This window comes from Raoultibacter massiliensis (assembly GCF_900199545.1).
Classification (GTDB): domain Bacteria; phylum Actinomycetota; class Coriobacteriia; order Coriobacteriales; family Eggerthellaceae; genus Raoultibacter; species Raoultibacter massiliensis.
In genome coordinates this window covers 248,295-267,530 of record NZ_LT962671.1, presented here as the reverse complement: position 1 = coordinate 267,530, position 19,236 = coordinate 248,295, and the positions used below count along the sequence as shown (strand labels likewise).

The following is a 19,236-nucleotide window of genomic DNA, read 5'->3' as shown; positions in this document are numbered from 1 at the left end:
GTCGGCGTTTCGGTGCGCGCCCGGCTGGTTTTTTCGCTTTGCGCCAGGCCCGTCTGATGGTCCCCATTATGGAATCCGCGCCGATTCCGCCATCACCCAGACAAGGGGAGATTTGTATAACTCCTGTTCAATCGCCTGTCTTATTGGGCGACGAGAAAACTTGCATGCAGACTGGTATACTGCTTTGATCGAATCGAGGAAGTCAGAGAATGGTCGAATCGGAAGAACAGAGCCGTGAAATCGGAGGCAAAAGCCGCCAACAGCTGATCGGCGAAATAGCGAATGCGCGGTGGCTGCGCTGCTTCGGCGCGCTCGTGCTCATGTTCCTGGGAACGTGGCTTCTCAACCAATACATCTTTCCGCGCTTCGCGCTCGTGCTCGGCATGGCGCGCGAAGTCGCGACCATCGGCTCGTGCTGCGCTTACCTCACCGTCGCCATAGCCGCATCGCTTCGACCCGATGCCTTCAAACCGAGCAGGTTCACCGTCGCCGCCATCGGAATACTTATCGCGGGTCTCGCGCTTGTCGCCCTCGGGCTTGCAACCGCGAACCCCGTAGCACTCGTTTGCGGCGGATTCCTCATGAACTTCGGGCGCGGCCTCATCTCGGTCCACGCGTGCATCATGCTCATCGCACTCGATGCGCGCGCCGTCGCCATCGGGATCGCAGGCAGCCTCGCGCTTGCCTATCTGCTGCGCAGCATGTTCATAGCCCTACCCGATTCGATCGGCACTGCGATGTTCGCCATCGGACCTCTCGCAATCGTCGCGCTCACCTACCCATACGCGGCATCGATCTTCGATCGAATACGCGCGAACCCCTCGTCCGCCACTCTCGCACTCACCGAGCCGCGAGCGTTTCTCCCCTATTCGCATATCCTGTTCGTTTCATTCTTCGTATTCCGCATTGCCTACGGATTCTCTCTCATGTTCGGCGAATCGGACGGCATGCCCCAGATCACGATCCTCGCATTCCTGCCGCTCGCCCTCGTGGCCGTCCAGGCAGTCGTTGCCGGCAAAGCAGCTCCCGCCGACATCCTGTACCAGGTGGCGAGTCTGTTTATCTTGGCTGGGTTTCTGTGCGTGCTCGTGCCGCAGTTTTCGGGCACATCCATTCCCAACGTGCTTCTGGCTGCAGGTGCCGACTGCTTCTCGGTGCTCGTATACTACACGCTCGCCGCAATCGGCCGAAGAAACCCGCTTCACGCGCTGCCCATCTTCGCTTGGGGCCAGTTCGCCACAAGCGCGGGCACGCTTGTGGGCACTTCGCTCGGGCATTTGACCAACGGGCTGCTCGTCGCAGAACCGCTACTCGTTCCCGGCGCCGTCGTGCTCGTAGTGCTTGCGTTCTCAGCTTTCAACCTGCTCGCGCTGCGAACGTTCAGCTTCGAAGCGACTATCGAGGGAATCGAAGCGGTGCCGCTGCTCGAACCCGCCGCCGAACCGGAAGACGAGCGAGCCGACGCGATCGACCGCCAGTGCGCCCGCATCGCCGAACGGTTTTCGCTCACCGAACGCGAAACCGATGTGTTCAGGCTGCTTGCAAAGGGTCGCAACGTGCCCTTCATCGAAGAGGAGCTCATCATCTCGCGCAACACCATCAAGACGCATATCAAACACATTTACCAGAAAATGGATCTGCATTCCCAGCAGGAGCTGATCGACATGATGGAAACGTATTAGCCCAAGCAGCGCCCGCTGCAACGATGGCAGCGCACCGACATGCGAGCAAAAAAGCACGCACTGCCGACAGCCGCCTTCGGCGATCGGCTACGGCAGCATGCCCATCGACTCGAAGAAGAAATAGGCGAGTACGAGCACGCCCACAACGATGCGGTACCAGCCGAACGCCGTGAAGTCGTTCTTCTTGATATAGCCCATGAGGAAGCGGATGGCGATGACCGACATGACGAACGCGGTCACGATGCCCACCACGAGCACGACAATCTCCACCTGGCTCATGACGAGACCCTTGAGCACGAACTTGACCACCTTCACAAGCCCCCAACCGAGCATGACGGGAATGGCCAAAAAGAAGGTGAATTCAGCCGCCGCGGTGCGCGAGCAGCCGCACAGCATGCCGCCGATGATGGTGGCACCCGATCGGCTCGTTCCGGGAATGATGGCGAGCACCTGGAAGCAGCCGATCTTGAGCGCGGTCTTCCAGTCGATATCGTCCACATCGTTCACCTTGAAAAGGGCTTCTTCGGCGGCTTGCGCCGTATCGCTTGCGTCGATGCGGGCATGGCGGCCGCGCGGAGCGGCAACCATGGCCTCGGCCTGCCGCAAGCGCTTGCGGTTGCGGCGCTCGAGAACGATGAAGACGATGCCGTACAAAATGAGCATTGAGGCAACGACGACCTTGTTGTAGAAATGCTCGTTCACCCAGTCATCAAGCGCGAATCCGAAGATGGCGGCGGGAATGCAGCCGATGACGACCATCCCCCACAGCCTCCACGTGCTTTTCTTCTCCACCGAGGTTTTCTTCGGCGAGAAAGGGTTGAGCTTGTGGAAGTACAGGATGAGCACGGCGAGGATCGCACCGATCTGGATGACCACGAGAAACAGTGCGAGAAAATCTTCGGAAACCTGGAGCTTCACGAATTCGTCGACGAGGATCATGTGACCGGTCGAGGAGATGGGAAGCCATTCGGTGATGCCCTCGACGATGCCGATGAGGAAGGCCTTGAGCGCTTCGATAATCATACGTTGAGATACCTTTTACTTTTTACCGGAGTTGTCTTGGAGCGACGCGATGGCGAGCAGGGCGACGGAAACGCATAAGCCCAGGATCACGAACGTCTTGTCGTCCTGGCCGAGAATGACCGACCCGAATGCGACGACGGCGATAACGAGCGCCGCGAGCTTGCACACGTACGAGATGCGGTTGTTGAAGGACTCATGGAGATCCCTGCGTTTATCCTCGTCTATTTCCACTCGCTTTTTGTCCATGCGCTGCATTGTACACGACGACCCCGCAGGCCGCGAAAAATACACCATGATGTCATCCGAAAAAAGGAGCCGGAAACAAAAGCGCCTGCGCCTTCCGACCGCTGAGGAGCCTGCGATCGCGCCTGACCGCTATTGCAGGCTCCGCCTACGAATCGCTGCCGTTGGCTTGACTCGAGAAGAGAGAGATCCCCACGCATGCCAAGCCGATGCCCAGCAGGGTGAATCCCGCGTACATGTCGAGCGACCTCAATATCGACAGAACAAGCACGGCAACCCCCATCGCCAGGGCGACCGCCTTGAGAACGAGCGCGATGATGCGCTCCGCCTCTTTCCGGATGCCGCCCACCTGCGATTTCGACTTGATCCGCATGAGCTGATCGACCGACACGCCGAACGTCTCTGCGAGCTTCGGCAGCAGGCTGATATCAGGACACGACACGTCCCGCTCCCATTTCGAGACGGCCTTGTCGGTCACGCCCATCCTCTCCGCCAGCTCGAGCTGGGTCATTCCGTGCTCTTTCCTCAACGATGCGATCATCGCTCCAAGCGTTTGGGTGCTCATGGGCTCATTCCTCGGTTCTGAGTTGAATTCGCTGCGTGTGCAGCAGTCGCATCGTATCACTTCTTGCGAGTTCACCCGAGCGACCGCCGGTTGAATTGGGTAGACCTCTGGTTTACCAAGGGTTGAACTGCGGAAACAATCAAGGTTTCGGGCGCGGCAGTCAACCGTGCACATGTGGCCTTGGGGCTTCTGCGCGCAGGCTGGCACCTCTGTGGCGAGTCGATGGCGAGCAGCAAGGAACCATGGTCTTGAAAAGGAAATGGCATGGCGCTTGCGCGCATGGCGAAACCGACTGGAAACGTTCATGTACTATAGTGTTGATATTTTTCGGCACGCAATCTGCGGACATCCAACCCCAGCGTGCACCCGGTTGTAAAAAAGATTAGGAGCACCCGTGACGCAAGCAGCAACCTCGCCTGATCAGAAAGTCATCGTCGTCGATTTCGGAGCCCAATACGGCCAGCTCATCGCCCGCCGCGTACGCGATCTGCACGTATATTCCGAGATCGTTCCCTGCGACATATCCGCCGAAGAGATGCAAGCCGAGAAGCCTTCGGCCATCATCTTGTCGGGAGGTCCTGCAAGCGTGTATGCGGAAGATGCCCCCTCTTTGGACCCCGAGATACTGAGCCTCGGCATTCCCGTGCTCGGCTTCTGCTACGGGCAGCAAGCAATGGCCGCCGCACTCGGCGGCATCGTCAGCCACACCGATGCGGGCGAATACGGCCCCGCCTCGATCGTGCGGACCGGTGCATCCGAGCTGCTTGCAGGTACGCCCGACGAGCAAACCGTCTGGATGAGCCACCGCGACGCCGTGACCGCAGTGCCCGCTGGCTTCACAGTGACCTCGTCGACCGCCGCCTGCCCCGTCGCCTCGATGGAAAACGCGGAGGCGAGGCTGTTCGCGACGCAGTTTCATCCCGAGGTGCGTCACACCGAATGCGGCAGTGCCATGCTCGAGAACTTCCTGTTCAAAATCTGCAGCCTTAAGCCTACATGGACAATGGGCAGCATCATCGAGGAATCGGTTGCAGCGATCCGCAAACAGGTGGGAGACAAGCGCGTGATCCTCGGGCTTTCGGGCGGCGTGGATTCGAGCGTGGTGGCGGCGCTGTGCGCCCGCGCGATCGGACGGCAGCTCACCTGCGTGTTCGTGAATCACGGGCTGTTGCGCAAAAACGAACCCGAAGAGGTTGAAGAGGTGTTCACCCGCCAGTTCGACGTGGACTTCGTGCACGTGCACGCCGAAGAGCGCTATGCGGCTTTGCTCGCCGACGTGGTGGAGCCCGAAGAGAAGCGCCGCATCATCGGATCGCAGTTCTGGAAAGAGTTCTTCACCGTCGCGCAGGACCTGGACGGCGTGCAGTTCTTGGCGCAGGGAACCATCTATCCCGACATCATCGAGAGCGGCGCGCGCAAGACGGGCGGCAAGGCGAGCACCATCAAAAGCCACCACAACCTGATTCCGTTCCCCGAAGGCGTGCACTTCGATCTGATCGAGCCCCTGGACCATTTCTTCAAGGATGAGGTGCGGGCATTGGGCACGGCGCTCGGACTGCCCGACCACATCGTGCATCGCCAGCCCTTCCCCGGCCCGGGGCTCGCTATCCGCATCATCGGCACCGTAACGCTTGAGAAGCTTTCGATCTTGAAAGACGCCGACGCGATCGTGCGCGAGGAGCTCGACGCCTACAACGCTGCCGTGTTCGAGGAAACCGGCGAGCGCAACAGCGAGCGGAGCGTCTGGCAGTACTTCGCCGTGCTCCCCGACGTCAAAAGCGTCGGCGTCATGGGCGACGAGCGGACCTACGCCTACCCCATCATCCTGCGCGCCGTCGAGTCGAGCGACGCCATGACGGCGGATTGGGCGAAGCTCCCCTACGAGGTTCTGGGACGGATTTCGAGCAGGATCGTTGCCGAGGTGCCGGGCGTGAACCGGGTGGCGTACGACATCACAAGCAAGCCCCCGGCAACGATTGAATGGGAGTAAAAGCTGATACATTATCGTATCAATCTGTGACCTACAACACCTCTTGAGAATAACCTGCTCAAGAGGTGTTTTTGTATCCAGATTACGCAAGTCAGAATACAAAATCGTACCAGCGTGACCTAAGATAACTAGGTCATATTGAAGTCACTTTGCAAGCGGCTAACAGGTGAAATTATCCGTATCCACCTGCAATTTTTACGGAAATCGGGAAAACCCACTAAGAGTAACGGTTGATACGGATTCGTATCATTACCTGTGGTAAAACGCCATTTTATACGATGCAGACCCGCTAACCACCTGCAACTACCAAACTGATACGATATTGTATCATTGGTTCCAAAGAAAATCTTTCCAGTTTGGGTCACGAACGGGTCACGGCATAAAAAAGGCCTCTGACGAGGCCGTTTTCGGTTCTATTTAGGGAGTCTAGGCCTTGAAGGAGTCCTTCCAGGCAACATACTCGTCCCTCGTCAGCTCATCGTCCTTCAGGTCCCTGTTGTTCCTATACCAGTGGCGAAGCGCCCTCGCCAGTGCTTCCTGATCCTCGCTGCCCAAGTCTTCCGGAAGAGCCAAGACGACAGTGTCCCCAACTTTGATTGGCTCTAGGCAAAACGCTTCCTCCAGCTCGAACAGCATGTGTATCGCATCGTTCGCGTCGCTTCCCCAGTCGGATTTGAGAGAGGAGGGGTTCACCTCGAGACAGCGGGCGATCTCGGCGATCATGGGGTCCTTCGGGGTGCGCTCCCCGTACTCGTACTTGCGAAGGGAGACGGCGGATATCCCGAGCATCTCGGCGAGCTGGTCTGCAGTGTAGCCGCGCTCCTTCCTGATGCGTTGAATCTTCTCTCCGACCTTCATCGGCCCTCCTGACTTGTAATACCAAATATGTTTTTCGGCGAATCCCGACGCTCTTTTCTTTCATACGTAATTGTATCAGCTATTGTGTCTGTAGCACTGATACGTTTCTGTATCAATAGAAAGGACACAACGATGGACGGAAGACTCATCACGGCCAAAGAGGTGGCCGAAGACCTGGAATGCAGCATGCAGCATGCCTACAAGATCGTCAGGAAGCTCAACGAGGAGCTGGACGAGATGGGCTGCATAACGATGCGGGGAAAGACCAATCGAAGCTACTACGAAGAGAGGCTCTTCGGACGGAGCGACGAGATCGACCTGAGCGAGCTGGAAAGCAAGGCCGGAAATGAGCGTTAGGAAGGATGAGAAGCGGGGTACGTGGCTGGTCAAGCTCCACTACACCAACCACGACGGCGAGACAATCGACTCAACGAAGCGAGGCTTCAAGACCAAGACCGATGCCTTGGCGTGGGAAAGGGACTTTCTGGCCAACGAGGCCAGGTCGACGAGCATGACCTTCGAACAGTTCGTCAAGGTCTACGCCGAGGACGTACGCCCGAGGCTGAGGGAGACGACCTGGCGCAGCAAGGAGTACATGATCAGCGAGAAGCTCATCCCGTTCTTCGGCAAGATGAGGGTCGTCGACATCACGTCGCGAGACATCATGGACTGGCAAAACACCCTCCTCAAAGCAAGGGACAAGAACGGCAAGAAGTACTCCGAGACCTACATCAGGACCGTGGAGAACCAGCTCTCCGCCATTCTCAACCATGCCGTGAAGCATTACGGACTCCCCTCGAACCCCCTCCAGAAAGCCGGGAGAGTCGGAGAGAAACAGGGCAACGAGATGAAGTTCTGGACGACGGAGGAGTACCTGAAGTTCTCCGAGCAGGTCGTCGACCGACCTGAGATGTTCTACGCATACGAGATCCTCTATTGGTGCGGGTTAAGGGAAGGCGAGCTGCTCGCCCTGACCGCCAAAGACATCGACACCAAGAACAGGACCATCAGCGTGACGAAGTCCTACAGCCGCCTAAACGGCAGGGACATCATCGGCAAGCCGAAGACGAAGAAGTCGGAAAGGGTCATCGCCCTCCCGAGATTCCTCGCACAGGAGCTCCAGGAATACATGGAGATGGAGCGGGAGCCGAACGAAGACGAGCGCCTCTTCCCTTTCACCAAGTACGCCCTCAACAACACCTTGAAGACCGCCGCGAAGCTTGCAGGGGTCAAGGAGATCAGGGTTCACGACCTGAGGCACAGCCACGTGTCACTCCTGATCAACCTTGGCTTCACCGCCGTGGCAATCGCCGACAGAATGGGCCACGAGAGCGTTCATATCACCTACCGCTACGCCCACCTGTTCCCAAATCAGCAGAGGAACATGGCGGACGTCCTCGACGCCCTCATGAACGCGAGAGGCGAAGGCCATGAGCGTTAAGAGCCTGGACAGAGAAGGCCGGTGGAGAGACACCACAGTCGGCTTCCGCGTCTCGGAAGAAGAGAACGAGAGGATAAACCAGCTCGCCGCGCTCAGCGGAATGACCAAGCAGGCCTTCATCATCAACCGCTTGGAGGGAAACGAGATCACCGTCCTCCCCACGGTCAGGGTCCAGAAGGCCCTGGCAATACAAGCGAAAAGGGTCGCCGACGAGCTCTCCAGGATCTCTGCCGGGGAAAGGGTCAACGAAAGGCTGGTCGACGTCTCGGAGGCGATTCTCGACGTCCTCGCGCAGATGAACGAGCAGGGAATGGTCATCGACAAGCACTCCGAAGGAACGACGCTCGAAGAGATGGAGACCTCGGACCTCAGCGAGACCATGGCTCCCGACATGAGGCAAATCCCGCTCACTCCGGATGAAGTGGAGCCGATAGCAGATGCGGGCGCGAGGAAGCCCAAGAGACACAGGGAGTCCACGAAGGGAATGTTCAAAAAGGAACGGCGATGATCGCACGGAAGCTGACGGGGAACGCTGCCGTTGACGCCATCGCGACCATGGCCGTAACGGGAAACGTCATACCCGCAACCTGGTACAAGACAATAACGACGCCATCGGGCAAGGCGGACCTGGTGGCGATCAACATCCTCTCGGACGTCCTCTACTGGTACCGTCCCAGAGAGGTGCGCGACGAATACACGGGCGACGTAATCGCTTACCAGAAGCGCTTCGCCTCGGACTACCTGCAGCGAAACTACGAGCAGCTCTCGGAGCACTTCGGGATCAGCAAGAGGCAGGCCAAGGATGCCGTCGTAAGGCTCGAAGAGCTCGGGGCCGTGAAGCGCATATTCCGCAACGTGGAGTGCGGGGCGGGCATGATGGGGAACGTGATGTTCATCGCGATCGACCCCAAGCGCATCGCAGAGCTCACCTACCCAGAGCAAAGCACATGCCCGGACCCTATGACGAAAAAACGTCATAGCTATGACGGAGAAGACCCTGACTCGGGTACCCCTATGTCGAAATTTCGTCATAGGTATGGCGAAAATTCGCCAGACATATACAAAGATTACTCAGAGACTACTGAGAGATTATCTTCTGACCAACCAACCAGGCAGCCAGGAAAACTTTCTTGCGGCAAGGAGGATGGAGGGCCGGAGGAGACAAGCGACGAGTTCGAGAGCGCATGGGAAAAGGTCCCCCGCTCCAAGGCATCCCAGTGCGCTAAGGAGAAGGCCTGGAGGGTGTGGGGCGAAACGCTCGGATGCGAGGGGGTCGACGAGGACTTCCTTGCAAAGACCTATCGCCGCTACGTGATCCAGCAGGAAAACGCCGGCACGGAGCAGCGCTTCATCGCCACGTTGTCAACCTGGCTGAAGCCCAACAGGCCCGTCGCAGGCTTGAGCTTGGAATCCGCCATCGCGAAACGGAGAAGCGAGCGCGCCCGAATCGAGCGGCAGAGGGCCGAAAGGGAGGCCGAGGCGCGGCGCCAGCAGGAAGAGGAGCGCATCAACAGGCTCGAGGCGGAGTGGCGCGACTCGGACCCCGTGGCACGTGAGCTCTGGGCGAAGGCCTGGGACTTCAGCAGCGGCTTCGATCATCTGAGCGATGCGATGGGCGATTACCGAGCCTATCGCGACGAGAAACTCAAACCCGGTTAAGTCTTACTGGGACAAATTGTCCCAGTAAGCTTGCTGCGGTTGTCCGCCTTCGTCGAAAACAACCTGCCAACTGGTCTTTCATTATTCACTGTCCTATGTATTGGGCACCTGAAAACTCAGTTTTCTATAGAGTGCAGACAGTATTACTGTGCCCAGGCGCGGGTTCGGCCCACTGCCTCCCGATCGCGTTGCGCCCGCCCGACCCGTCACCTCATGACGGATTCCCGTCGCCACATGACGGGTTTCAACACAGACACGAAGCGCACCGTTACCCTTCCCAGCATCACCGGGCCTGAAGGGGCCGCGGCTACGGCGACTCGCAGCCGTGAGTGATGGAGGAAGCAATGGAAGACTTAGACCCGATTACCAGGCAGTTTTTGGGAGTGATCAACAGCAGCAAGGAAAGATGCGGCATGTCGACCACGGAATACGCCAGGAGACTCGGCATCAGCGACACCAACGCCGGGAAGAAGCTCAGGGGCGAGGTCACCCTCAGCGCCCTGGAGCTGATAAAGACCACCCACATGTTCTGCATCGACTTCAGGGAATACTTCTTCGTCGCCATCGACGACCTTCCAGAGCAGATTCACTCCCGCAGAAAACGACGGCCCTAGCCACTGGGACAAATCGTCCCAGCAGAGAAGGAGGGAAACATGCCGAGCGACTTCGGGGACGAATCCGGAGAGAAGCTGTTCGACTGGATGGTCCGCGTCGGGCAGGAAGCCGGGCAAGCGGCCATGAGCCACGGCGCCGCAAGGGTCTCCATGGCCTTCAGGAACTCCGTCGGCGAGATCGGCCGCGAAGGAGCCGCACTTGCCAACCCCCAGCAGCCCGAGACGGCACCGGAATGGGCGAAGCTCAACCTGCACGAATTCAAGGAGCTGCCCGAGTTCGAGACGATCAAGGAGGTCATCGACGGGAAGCTCGACCGAGAAGCACTGCAGCACGAGTTCTACGACGAAGGCGAGAAGTCGTTCCTGATATTCAGGGTCGACGACGCGCCCGAGGTTGCCCGCTGCTTCAACGAGCTGGCAGACGAGACCAACAGGGCCTGCAAGCGCGCCGAGCAGCAGCTCGCAAGGGAGCGCGGGCGCAAGGACCCGGACAAGGCAAAACACGGAATCGACGATCCCGACAAGGAGCCCCTCCAGGACCGAGTCGAGGCATTCAAGAAATCAGCGGAACTCGCAGAGCGCGCACGCGGAAGGAGCCGCGAGGTAATCGACCAGGCGAGGGGCCGTTGACGCCCTTCGCAAGACATACCGTGGCGAAAGTCGCCCTTCTCTCAGCCTGCGCTGCCCTCGCAAGCTTCGTCTTCGCAGGGAGCCTTCTTGCCCTTCCGGAAGGCTCCCTGGACCCCTTCGAAGCCCTCGTGCAGCTGCCCGGCTGGATAGCGGGCGGCGGCATAGGGCGCGCTAACGCGCTCGCGCCGCTGGCGGGCATCCTCGCTGCCTGCGCGATCTGGGGAATCTGGGTCCACAGGGCACTTAGGGGCGGAACGTTCAGGCGCGGCGAAGAGCATGGCTCCTCACGCTGGGGAACCGTCGACGAAGGCAAAGGGCTCATGAACCGGGACGACCCCTCGCTGAACATCCCCCTCACCAAGAACATAGGAATCCCCGTCTCCAGGACAGAGTTCGACCTGGAGACCGATCGCAACCGAAACATCTGCGTCGTCGGCACTCCCGGCACGGGCAAGACCCGCAGCCACGTGCTGCCGCTGCTGATGCAGATGAACGCGAGCTACCTGGTGACCGACCCCAAGGGCACCCTCATCGGCTCCACGGGCTGGATGTTCCAGGCCGCAGGCTACAGGATCAGGAACTTCGACCTGGTCAGGATGGAGGCCTCAAGCCACTACAACCCGCTGGCCTACGTGAGGAGCGACATCGACGTGCTCGCCATCGTCGAATGCCTCATCACCAACACCACCGGCGACGCCGAGCACACGGGCGACCCGTTCTGGGAGAACGCCGAGCGCCTGCTCTACACGGCCCTCATCGCCTACCTCGTCCACCACTGCCCTCCAGAGGACCGCAGCCTCCCCGGGATGCTGACGCTCCTCTCCCTGGCAGAGGCACGCGAGGGCAACGAGTCTTACATGAGCCCGCTCGACCTGCTCTTCCACGAGCTGGAGACGGGCAAGAGACTGGTCTCCGCCAAGGACGAGCAGCCCTTCGACGAGAACTCCAGGGCGTTCACGAACGGAGCCTCCACGGTGCGCTGGGAGCAGGTAAGGGAACCAGCAGACCAGTCGAAGGACTTCGCCCTCAACGCGTACAAGCGCTTCAAGACCGCGGCCGGAGAGACCCTGAAGTCGATCATCATCAGCTGCAACACGCGATGCCTGCCCATGATGGCCGACAACGTGCAGGACATCCTGGCGGACGACGAGCTGCACCTCGACGCCATGGGGGACGCCGGGCAGAAGACGGTCGTGTTCGCGTCGATGCCGGACACCCGCGGGACCTTCAACTTCCTGTTCGCCATGCTCATGTGGCAGGCGGTGAACGAGCTTTGCGATGCGGCGATCATCGACCACGGCGGCAAGCTCCCCACGCCGGTCCACCTGGTCTTCGACGAGTTCGCGAACATCGGCAAGCTCCCCGACATAGACAGGTTCATCGCGGTCATCCGAAGCAGGAACGTCTCGATGTCCATGATCCTGCAGTCCTTCGAGCAGCTGAAGGGCACCTATGGCGAGGAGAAGGCGCTGTCCATCAGGGCTTGTTGCGACACGACGCTGTTCCTGGGGTCGACGCTGTTCGGCACCAACGAGGAGATCTCGAAGATGCTGGGAAACCAGACCATCGCCTCCCTCACCCTCAACGACACGGAGGGGCAGAACAAGTCGACCACCGTGAACCGAACGATCTTCGAGAGACCGCTCATGCTCCCCGACGAGGTGGGACGCCTCTCCAGGAGGAAGGCCCTGCTGCTCATCGCGGGAACCTATCCGTTCCAAGACGACAAATACGACGCCGCGCAGCATCCCCGATGGGCCGAGGTCGAGCCCGGGCACAAGGGGTCCATATACGCCAAGCCCTTCGACTTCGGCGCGTATGCGGCGGGGATGAGGGAGGTGGTCTAGGGAAAGCCACGGAGACGGCGGCAATGCGCGAGCAACTCGGCCGCTTCGAGCTTCCACCCTCGATGCGGCTGCCGCCGTCAAGACGCAAAGGAGCGCTCGCGCGCTCCGCATCCAAATCTTACCACGCAAGGCAAGGCGCCCCTTCCACCCAGGCGCCAACGACGCAAAGGAGGCAATCACATGCTTGCAAAAATCATCTCGCTCGTGACGGGCTGCGTGACGTTCCTCGGAGGGTTCCTCGTGGTCTGGGGGGCAGTACAGCTCGGACGCTCCTTCGGAAACCGCGGTGGCGGCGGCGAGGGCATGGAGGCCGGAATCGCGACCATCGCCGGCGGCGCGATCATCATCGCCGCAGCCGTCTACTTCGGCCAGCTCGACACCTCGTGGATGCCGGCTTAGGGGGCTCGGTTTGATCGACGACAAGCTCCACATCCCAATCCAGAAGGACATCGGAGAGTACGAGCAGAAGCTGTTCGGCGACATGTCCATCAGGACCTGCGTGTGCCTGGCGGGGGGCTTCGCCACCGCGATAGCGACCGCCCTCGCATGCTGGTTCTGGCTGGGGGTCGACCCCTCGGACGCCACGTTCCCGATCATGCTCGCAACACTGCCCTTCTGGCTCGCGGGCTTCTGGAAGCCCCGCGGAATGCCGTTCGAGAGGTTCCTGCCGCTGCTGGCGAAGCACCACCTGGCCAAGCGCCACTTCGAGTACACGCCAAGCCACAGGGGCGCGATGGCCGCGCCGTTGGCGCTGGAACCGAGAAAGCTCGCGCGAAAGGAAAGGAAGCGTACCTACAGAAAGGGGGCGGAGCTCTATGAGCCTGCTGAGGAAGCGTAAGAAGGGTGCAGCGGAAGCCCCTGAGCGGAAGAATGAAAAGAAGGAGCGGAAAAGGCAGAAGGGCACGCTGGAGCTGTGCGGTTACGAACTCATGCTCAAAAACGGCGTGGCACAGGTGGCACCGGGCCTGTTCAGCCAGACCGTGCGGTTCGGCGACATCACCTACCAGTGCGCGAAGAAGGACATCCGCGAGAACATCTACAGCACCATGAGCGCCCTGTACAACTACTTCAACCCCGACACCAGCGTCCAGGTGACCATCACCAACGAGCCGGTCCCGCCCGAGGAGATCGGCAACAGGACGTTCTTCCCCAAGTCGGACCCCTGCCTGGACCCCTACGTCGAGGAATACAACCGCATCCTCAACGACAAGATGCGCGAAGGCGTCTCCAACCTCAAGAGGCACCGCTACCTCACCTTCACCACCGAGGCGGAGGACATCGACTCCGCGATCCCGAAGCTGGCGCGGATGCGCAACGACTGCGTCCAGGCCCTCGCCAGGATCAAGAGCAAGGCCGAGCCCATCGACGGCCTCGAGAAGCTCAGGGTCGCCAGGGGCCTGCTGAGCCCGTTGGGCGCCTTCGAGTTCGACTGGGACAATTTGTCCCAGTGCCCCACCGCGCGCACGGCCGACTTCGTCGCCCCCATGTCCGTGGACTTCAGGCCAAACGGACGAAGCGACGCTTTCAAGGCCGACGACGCCTGGTGCTGCGTGATGGCGATCAGGTCGTTCGGATCCGTGCTGCTCGACGACTGCCTCTCCAACATCGTAGACCTCCCCATGCCGCTCTCGATCTCGCTCCACCTGAAGCCCATCTCCCAGGACAAGGCGATCGACATGGTCCAGGGCAAGATCGACTGGATGGACATGGAGGAGCGCGGCCAGAAGAGCCGCGCCGCCAGCAAGGGCATCATCCTCACCCAGACCTCGACCGCGCTGCGCTATTCGAGGGCCGACGCAGAGGAGCTGCTCGACTTCCTGCGCAACAAGAACGAGCGGCTCTTCGAGTACGCAGGCTATGTCTTCGCCTACGCCTCCACCGAAACGGAGCTCGACGAGCGCGTCGACCGCATCATCTCCGCGGCAAAAGGCTCGGCGCTGACGATCGAGAGGCTCTATTACCGCCAAGAGGAGGGCTGGGGCTCCGTCCTGCCGTTCGCGACGAACAAGTGCGACGTGACGAGGCTCCTCACCAGCGGCCAGATCGCCATGCAGATGCCCTTCGCTTCCCTTGAGATCAACCAACCCGGAGGCATCTACCTCGGGCAGTCGAAGATCACCAACACGCTCACCATCCTCGACAGGCTCTCGCTTCCCTCCCCGATGGGATTCGACTTCGGGACCCCGGGCACGGGAAAGTCGAACGCCCAGAAGAGCGTATGGCTTCAGGTGCGCATGCTCTACGGGGACAGCGCCCAGGGGATCTGGATCGACCCGACCGGCGAGGGCCGCCCCGTCGCGGAGGCGGGCGGCGGCGTGAGCATCAGGCTGGCCGCCGACTCCGGCCAGTTCATGAACCCCTTCGACACCAAGGACGTCGCCACGCTCTCCGACCCGCTCCAGATCGCCTTCAAGGTGGACGCGTTCCTCGCCCTCTCCGCATCGATGATGGCCGAGGGGAACCAGGGGCTCACGCAGGCGGAGAGGTCGATCATCGCCCGATGCGTCGAGGAGGCCTACCGCAGGTCCGGAGCCGCGGGCACCCCTGTGCTCGAGGACTTCTACAACCTCCTGCTTGAGCAGCCCGAGCCCGTCGCGCGGGAGATCGCCCTGCGCTACGAGCGCCACGTCAAGGGATCGTTCTCGTTCTTCAACCGCACGTCCAACGTGCACCTCGACGCGCCGATGGTGAACATCGACCTCCATGACCTCAACTCGGACATGAAGGTATTCGGCATGCTCACCGCCCTAGAGCAGGTGCGCAACCGCATGTACCAGAACTTCGCGGAGGAGAGGACCACCTGGCTGTTCATCGACGAGGTGCAGAGCCTCTTCAAGCACCCTGCCGTCATCGCCTACTTCGAGAGCTTCTGGGCCGAGGGACGAAAGTTCGGCCTTGTCGCCACCGGCCTGTCGCAGAACGCGAGCTTCATGCTCGGCAGCGACATCGGATCGACCATGATCCTCAACTCTGACTACCTGATGCTCCACAAGCAGTCGACGGTGGACAGGGACCTGTGGGCCGAGACGCTCAACCTCTCCGACGAGGAGATCGGCTACATCGACGACGGCATCAAGCCGGGCGACGGCCTGCTCGTGGCTGGAGGCGCACGGCTCCCGATCACCAACGAGCTCCCCAAGGGCAGGATCTACGACCTGCTCACCACCAAGCCGTCAGAAGTGGCTGCCCTCGGCGGCGCGGGCATGAGGTCCGCCCGATGACGAGGGGCCCTGACAGGGACCCGATGCACAACGTCGTCGCCGGAGAGAGGGAGAACCTTCTCAACTCCGGCGTGGTGGCAGGCGGCGAGTCCTTCCGCGAGGGAGTCGTCGGAAGCGGATTCGGGCTGCCTGGAAAGCCTGCCGAACCGCAGCATATGGGATCGGCGAGCCTCAGGCGGATGGCAGCCGGCACGATGGCAAACGAGCTCGACGACACGGACGAGCTCGAAGGCGCCCGCGACGCCTTCGACGCCGCGGANGGGCGGAGCCGGGGTGGCAGGCGCCATCGCAGGCGCCGGCGCCCCGATCGCCGGCATCGTCGTCGGAATCGTGGCCTTCGTGCTGGGCGCCTTGCTGGTGGGACAAATTGTCTCAGCGCTCTTCGGATTCTGGGAGAACGAGGCGGACAAGCAGGCCATGGAGGGACTGCCTCCCTACATCACCTACGAGATGGTGGAGGCCGCCCTCGACGCCCAGGAGAAGTACGGGCACCCTGCCGGCTGCACGATCGCCCAGATCATCTGCGAGAGCGGGCAGGGAGACCGCATGAGCCAGCTCGCCACCAGGGACCACAACCTGTTCGGCATGAAATGGGCCTCCTCCTACGCTTCGGCCGCGGAAGTGGCGGGAAAGGCCAGCTGGGCTACCGGGGAGGAGGCGGCTGACGGCAGCCACTACACCACCGCCGCCCAGTTCATCGTGTTCAAAGGCGACGCGGAGTGCATCGGGTTCCGCAGCCGAGTCTTCCTGCAGGCGGGACGGTACGCCAACAACCCTCTGATCAGGGAGGCGATGGCGAACCACGACTCGGACAAGATGGCCGAGGGCCTGAAGGACGCAGGATGGGCAACGGACTCCAGCTACGTGGAGACCCTCAAGTCGATCATGCAGACCTACGGCCTGTACCGCTTCGACGGCCTCAGCCTAGAGGACTTCAGGGACGGCGAGGAGGCGGGAAACGCCATCGTAGCCGCGGCGTACAGCCAGCTCGGCGTGCCGTACGTCTGGGGCGGCTCGACGCCCGGAAAGGGCCTGGACTGCAGCGGCCTCACGCAGTACTGCTACCGCCAGGCGGGCATCCGCATCAGCCACTACACGGAAGACCAGAAGGGCGAGCTCAGGCAGATACCCATCTCCCAGGCCAGGCCCGGGGACATCCTCTACAGGCACGGCCACGTCGCCATCTACATCGGCGACGACAGGTACATCCACGAGCCCCGCACGGGGGACGTCTGCAGGATCGCCTCGGGAGTCGACTGCTTCACCTGCGCCCTGACGGCGCGCCACTAGAAAGGAGAAAAGTATGGAGAAGAAAAGCAAGGCCATGGCCGCGCTCGCATGCGCTGCCCTGCTCGTGCTCATCGGCTCCGGGTGCGTGCGCTGCACCATGGTCCACAGCACGCAGCAGGACCCGGCCGAGCAAGGCCAGGGGGAAGGCGCGGCGGACGAAGCCGATGCCGCCAAGAACAGCCTGGAGAAGCTGCTCGGCACCAAATGGACGTCCAAGGACGGGAAGGCGACCCTCTCGATCATGAACGGCGCCTTCGTGGAGAGGGCTGCCGGCGAGGAAAAAGTCACCTACTGGGAGCCGGAGAACGCCAAGGCCGACGGCGGCGGCTTCTCGGAGTCCGTCTGGGCCAGCGACAGCATCACATCCGCGCAAACCCCGTCCATGGTCAGGGTCGACGCCACCGAGAACGGCGGCATGGCGATCACCTGCGACGCCTTCAAGATCTCGGCCGCCTACCTCATCGATGCCCCCGAGGACGTCGAACTCGCCATCAGCGGCGACATCGACTACCTGGCGGCTCTTGCCGGCGTTGAGAAGGACGGCATCGTTGGCTGCCTTCAGGACTTCGCCAGGTCCAGGAGCCCCTACGCCAAGACGGCGGCCTGGGACGGCGAGGTCTACATCGACGCCAACGCCAACAAGACCAGCTCCACCTTCACGCTGGACGACCCCAACGGGACCATCGCGACCATCGTCGTCGACGGCACGTCGGGCAAGATCTCGGCGATGTGATGCCGATGGGCTCCTTGGTAAAACTCGCCTATGACCGCAGGTTCAAGCTGGCCTTCGCGGCAACGATCGTGCTCCTGACGACGCTGCTCGTGCCGGCACACGGCGCATACGCGGACATCGCGGGCGACATCAACAACTGGCTGGCCGAGCTCTTAAGGGACGCGACCAACTGGATGTTCTCGAAGCAAGTGGATGTGCTGAAGGGCATCGGCTACGACGGAATCCTGGGCGCGGACTTCGACTCCATGCTCACAACGTCGGGAAGCGTCTCCATGTACGACATCGCGCACGGCGTGTGGGAGGTTGCCATCCTCCCCATCGGATGCGGCGTGCTCTCGCTGGTCTTCACTGTGAAGCTTATACAGATCTCGCAGAGGGTCGACAGGAACGCCTCCATGCCAGGCGTCAAGGAGGTCGTGTTCCTCCTGGTGTTCTTCGCCGTGTTCCTGTTCCTTATCCAGCACAGCTTCGAGCTGATGCAGTCCATCTACGAGGTGGTCGGAATCGCAATCGACAAGGTCATGGGGCTGTTCGGGCAGGGAGGGACCCTTGACCTCGCAGCCGCGTCCATCGTGACCGCGGACGACGACATCCCGGCTCTGCTTGCGATGCTCGTCGTGTCACTCATCAGCTGGGTCGTCGTCCTCGCGGCCTACATCGTGGCCCTGGTCGTCTGCTGGGCCCGCGCCCTCCAGCTCTACATCATGGCTGCGTTCAGCCCGATCCCCCTCGCCTTCATGGCCTTGGAAGACACGAGGCAGATAGGGGTTGGCTACCTGAAGAACTTCACCGCCGTTTGCGTCGCGGGCCTGATCATCGTGATCCTGCTGATCGCCTTCCCGGTGATCCTCGGAGGGCTCACGGGAGCGAATCCCGGCACGGGAACGCCAGTGGACGCGGTCGCGACCGGGCTCACGTACGCATTGCAGTACCTGGCCATGTGCATCCTGCTCATATTGTCGCTCGCCAAGAGCGGCGCATGGGCTCGGGACATAGTTAGCGGATTCTAAGAGAAAGGAAGGAAGTTTTGTACGAACCGAACAGCGGGGCCACGCCGGAGGCGGCTTGGATGATGAACGACCCCGAGGACGGAACGCGCCTCCTGCTTGAGGCGCATGCGGCGCCTGACCCCAAGGACGGCCGCGCCCTAGGCTTCTCGTTCTCCCTTTGGGCAAGGCGCGAGGACGGCTGGACGGAGGTGATGAACGGTTTCAATTGGGGGTACTCGGACGCCGAGGACCTCGTTGACGCAGCAGAGGCGCATCTCGGCTACGAGCCGAACGACATCGAGCGAATCGGCTACGGGGAGTTCGAGAGGGCGCTGCTCCAGGACGAGTCCCTCACGTCCAGGATCCAACGCGCGAGGAGCATCCCCGCAGTCGACCAAATCAGGCAGAAGGTTGGTTATCGAATGGGCAGGTAGGCCCCGCAGGCACCGAA

At 61.2% G+C, this 19,236-nt stretch carries 20 protein-coding genes; 16 read left to right on the top strand and 4 right to left on the bottom strand.

Annotation, left to right across the window (positions count from 1 at the left end):
- Positions 1-209 precede the first annotated feature (209 nt).
- The gene (locus C1719_RS05320) at positions 210-1,682 is read left to right on the top strand and encodes a helix-turn-helix transcriptional regulator (RefSeq protein WP_102374173.1); all 1,473 of its coding nucleotides are present in this window, start codon (positions 210-212) and stop codon (positions 1,680-1,682) included.
- A gap of 87 nt (positions 1,683-1,769) precedes the next feature.
- Here the strand turns inward: C1719_RS05320 and C1719_RS05315 are convergent, their stop codons facing one another.
- The 3 genes from C1719_RS05315 to C1719_RS05305 all read right to left on the bottom strand — a co-directional run bounded on the left by C1719_RS05315 (position 1,770) and on the right by C1719_RS05305 (position 3,513).
- On the bottom strand, positions 1,770-2,705 hold the full coding sequence (locus C1719_RS05315; RefSeq protein ID WP_102374172.1) for an undecaprenyl-diphosphate phosphatase: 936 nt from the start codon (positions 2,703-2,705) through the stop codon (positions 1,770-1,772).
- A 15-nt stretch (positions 2,706-2,720) separates the two neighbouring features.
- Positions 2,721-2,951 (bottom strand): hypothetical protein, encoded by a 231-nt coding sequence (locus C1719_RS05310; protein WP_146007843.1) that lies wholly within the window; start codon positions 2,949-2,951, stop codon positions 2,721-2,723.
- A 145-nt stretch (positions 2,952-3,096) separates the two neighbouring features.
- Positions 3,097-3,513, bottom strand: coding sequence for a helix-turn-helix domain-containing protein (locus C1719_RS05305; protein ID WP_102374170.1), 417 nt, complete (start codon positions 3,511-3,513; stop codon positions 3,097-3,099).
- 394 nt (positions 3,514-3,907) lie between these two features.
- Here C1719_RS05305 and guaA point away from each other — a divergent pair, with 394 nt between their 5' ends.
- Complete coding sequence (gene guaA, locus C1719_RS05300) at positions 3,908-5,503, top strand: glutamine-hydrolyzing GMP synthase (protein WP_102374169.1); 1,596 nt, start codon at positions 3,908-3,910, stop codon at positions 5,501-5,503.
- A 426-nt stretch (positions 5,504-5,929) separates the two neighbouring features.
- Here guaA and C1719_RS05295 read toward each other — a convergent pair whose 3' ends face one another.
- Positions 5,930-6,361 carry a helix-turn-helix domain-containing protein gene (locus C1719_RS05295; RefSeq protein ID WP_102374168.1) on the bottom strand — a complete coding sequence of 144 codons (432 nt, stop codon included), beginning with the start codon at positions 6,359-6,361 and terminating at the stop codon, positions 5,930-5,932.
- Positions 6,362-6,493: 132 nt separating this feature from the next.
- Here C1719_RS05295 and C1719_RS05290 point away from each other — a divergent pair, with 132 nt between their 5' ends.
- From C1719_RS05290 to C1719_RS05225, 14 genes are all read left to right on the top strand, one after another.
- The gene (locus C1719_RS05290; protein ID WP_015540460.1) at positions 6,494-6,718 is read left to right on the top strand and encodes a hypothetical protein; all 225 of its coding nucleotides are present in this window, start codon (positions 6,494-6,496) and stop codon (positions 6,716-6,718) included.
- Positions 6,708-7,802, top strand: coding sequence for a site-specific integrase (locus tag C1719_RS05285; RefSeq protein ID WP_102374167.1), 1,095 nt, complete (start codon positions 6,708-6,710; stop codon positions 7,800-7,802). The genes C1719_RS05290 and C1719_RS05285 overlap by 11 nt, the downstream gene beginning before the upstream one ends.
- Positions 7,792-8,310, top strand: a complete 519-nt coding sequence (locus tag C1719_RS05280; protein WP_102374166.1) for a plasmid mobilization protein — start codon at positions 7,792-7,794, stop codon at positions 8,308-8,310. Before C1719_RS05285 ends, C1719_RS05280 begins: the two co-directional genes overlap by 11 nt.
- Positions 8,307-9,461, top strand: a complete 1,155-nt coding sequence (locus C1719_RS05275; RefSeq protein WP_102374165.1) for a hypothetical protein — start codon at positions 8,307-8,309, stop codon at positions 9,459-9,461. The genes C1719_RS05280 and C1719_RS05275 overlap by 4 nt, the downstream gene beginning before the upstream one ends.
- A 344-nt stretch (positions 9,462-9,805) precedes the next feature.
- Positions 9,806-10,075, top strand: a complete 270-nt coding sequence (locus C1719_RS05270) for a hypothetical protein (RefSeq protein WP_245874375.1) — start codon at positions 9,806-9,808, stop codon at positions 10,073-10,075.
- 39 nt (positions 10,076-10,114) lie between these two features.
- Positions 10,115-10,705: a hypothetical protein gene (locus tag C1719_RS05265; protein WP_102374163.1), complete on the top strand. Its 591-nt coding sequence runs from the start codon at positions 10,115-10,117 to the stop codon at positions 10,703-10,705.
- Positions 10,706-10,725: 20 nt separating this feature from the next.
- Positions 10,726-12,552 carry a VirD4-like conjugal transfer protein, CD1115 family gene (locus tag C1719_RS05260; protein WP_102374162.1) on the top strand — a complete coding sequence of 609 codons (1,827 nt, stop codon included), beginning with the start codon at positions 10,726-10,728 and terminating at the stop codon, positions 12,550-12,552.
- 180 nt (positions 12,553-12,732) lie between these two features.
- Positions 12,733-12,951 carry a hypothetical protein gene (locus C1719_RS05255; RefSeq protein WP_015540454.1) on the top strand — a complete coding sequence of 73 codons (219 nt, stop codon included), beginning with the start codon at positions 12,733-12,735 and terminating at the stop codon, positions 12,949-12,951.
- 10 nt (positions 12,952-12,961) lie between these two features.
- A complete protein-coding gene (locus tag C1719_RS05250; RefSeq protein ID WP_219717817.1) occupies positions 12,962-13,390 on the top strand; it encodes a PrgI family protein in 429 nt (142 codons plus the stop codon).
- A complete protein-coding gene (locus C1719_RS05245; RefSeq protein WP_102374161.1) occupies positions 13,368-15,773 on the top strand; it encodes a VirB4-like conjugal transfer ATPase, CD1110 family in 2,406 nt (801 codons plus the stop codon). Before C1719_RS05250 ends, C1719_RS05245 begins: the two co-directional genes overlap by 23 nt.
- Positions 15,774-16,046: 273 nt before the next feature.
- Positions 16,047-17,063, top strand: coding sequence for a C40 family peptidase (locus tag C1719_RS16190; protein WP_342745902.1), 1,017 nt, complete (start codon positions 16,047-16,049; stop codon positions 17,061-17,063).
- Between the two features lie 13 nt (positions 17,064-17,076).
- Positions 17,077-17,796, top strand: a complete 720-nt coding sequence (locus tag C1719_RS05235) for a hypothetical protein (RefSeq protein WP_102374159.1) — start codon at positions 17,077-17,079, stop codon at positions 17,794-17,796.
- The gene (locus tag C1719_RS05230; RefSeq protein ID WP_102374158.1) at positions 17,796-18,806 is read left to right on the top strand and encodes a VirB6/TrbL-like conjugal transfer protein, CD1112 family; all 1,011 of its coding nucleotides are present in this window, start codon (positions 17,796-17,798) and stop codon (positions 18,804-18,806) included. Before C1719_RS05235 ends, C1719_RS05230 begins: the two co-directional genes overlap by 1 nt.
- Positions 18,807-18,823: 17 nt before the next feature.
- Positions 18,824-19,219: a hypothetical protein gene (locus C1719_RS05225; RefSeq protein ID WP_102374157.1), complete on the top strand. Its 396-nt coding sequence runs from the start codon at positions 18,824-18,826 to the stop codon at positions 19,217-19,219.
- Positions 19,220-19,236 lie beyond the last annotated feature (17 nt).

Bases quoted from the DNA above. Each gene is read 5' to 3' on its own strand.
- C1719_RS05320 (WP_102374173.1), top strand. From the start codon at position 210: ATGGTCGAATCGGAAGAACAGAGCCGTGAAATCGGAGGCAAAAGCCGC.
- C1719_RS05315 (WP_102374172.1), bottom strand. From the start codon at position 2,705: ATGATTATCGAAGCGCTCAAGGCCTTCCTCATCGGCATCGTCGAGGGC.
- C1719_RS05310 (WP_146007843.1), bottom strand. From the start codon at position 2,951: ATGGACAAAAAGCGAGTGGAAATAGACGAGGATAAACGCAGGGATCTC.
- C1719_RS05305 (WP_102374170.1), bottom strand. From the start codon at position 3,513: ATGAGCACCCAAACGCTTGGAGCGATGATCGCATCGTTGAGGAAAGAG.
- C1719_RS05295 (WP_102374168.1), bottom strand. From the start codon at position 6,361: ATGAAGGTCGGAGAGAAGATTCAACGCATCAGGAAGGAGCGCGGCTAC.
- C1719_RS05290 (WP_015540460.1), top strand. From the start codon at position 6,494: ATGGACGGAAGACTCATCACGGCCAAAGAGGTGGCCGAAGACCTGGAA.
- C1719_RS05285 (WP_102374167.1), top strand. From the start codon at position 6,708: ATGAGCGTTAGGAAGGATGAGAAGCGGGGTACGTGGCTGGTCAAGCTC.
- C1719_RS05280 (WP_102374166.1), top strand. From the start codon at position 7,792: ATGAGCGTTAAGAGCCTGGACAGAGAAGGCCGGTGGAGAGACACCACA.
- C1719_RS05275 (WP_102374165.1), top strand. From the start codon at position 8,307: ATGATCGCACGGAAGCTGACGGGGAACGCTGCCGTTGACGCCATCGCG.
- C1719_RS05270 (WP_245874375.1), top strand. From the start codon at position 9,806: ATGGAAGACTTAGACCCGATTACCAGGCAGTTTTTGGGAGTGATCAAC.
- C1719_RS05265 (WP_102374163.1), top strand. From the start codon at position 10,115: ATGCCGAGCGACTTCGGGGACGAATCCGGAGAGAAGCTGTTCGACTGG.
- C1719_RS05255 (WP_015540454.1), top strand. From the start codon at position 12,733: ATGCTTGCAAAAATCATCTCGCTCGTGACGGGCTGCGTGACGTTCCTC.
- C1719_RS05245 (WP_102374161.1), top strand. From the start codon at position 13,368: ATGAGCCTGCTGAGGAAGCGTAAGAAGGGTGCAGCGGAAGCCCCTGAG.
- C1719_RS05235 (WP_102374159.1), top strand. From the start codon at position 17,077: ATGGAGAAGAAAAGCAAGGCCATGGCCGCGCTCGCATGCGCTGCCCTG.
- C1719_RS05230 (WP_102374158.1), top strand. From the start codon at position 17,796: ATGCCGATGGGCTCCTTGGTAAAACTCGCCTATGACCGCAGGTTCAAG.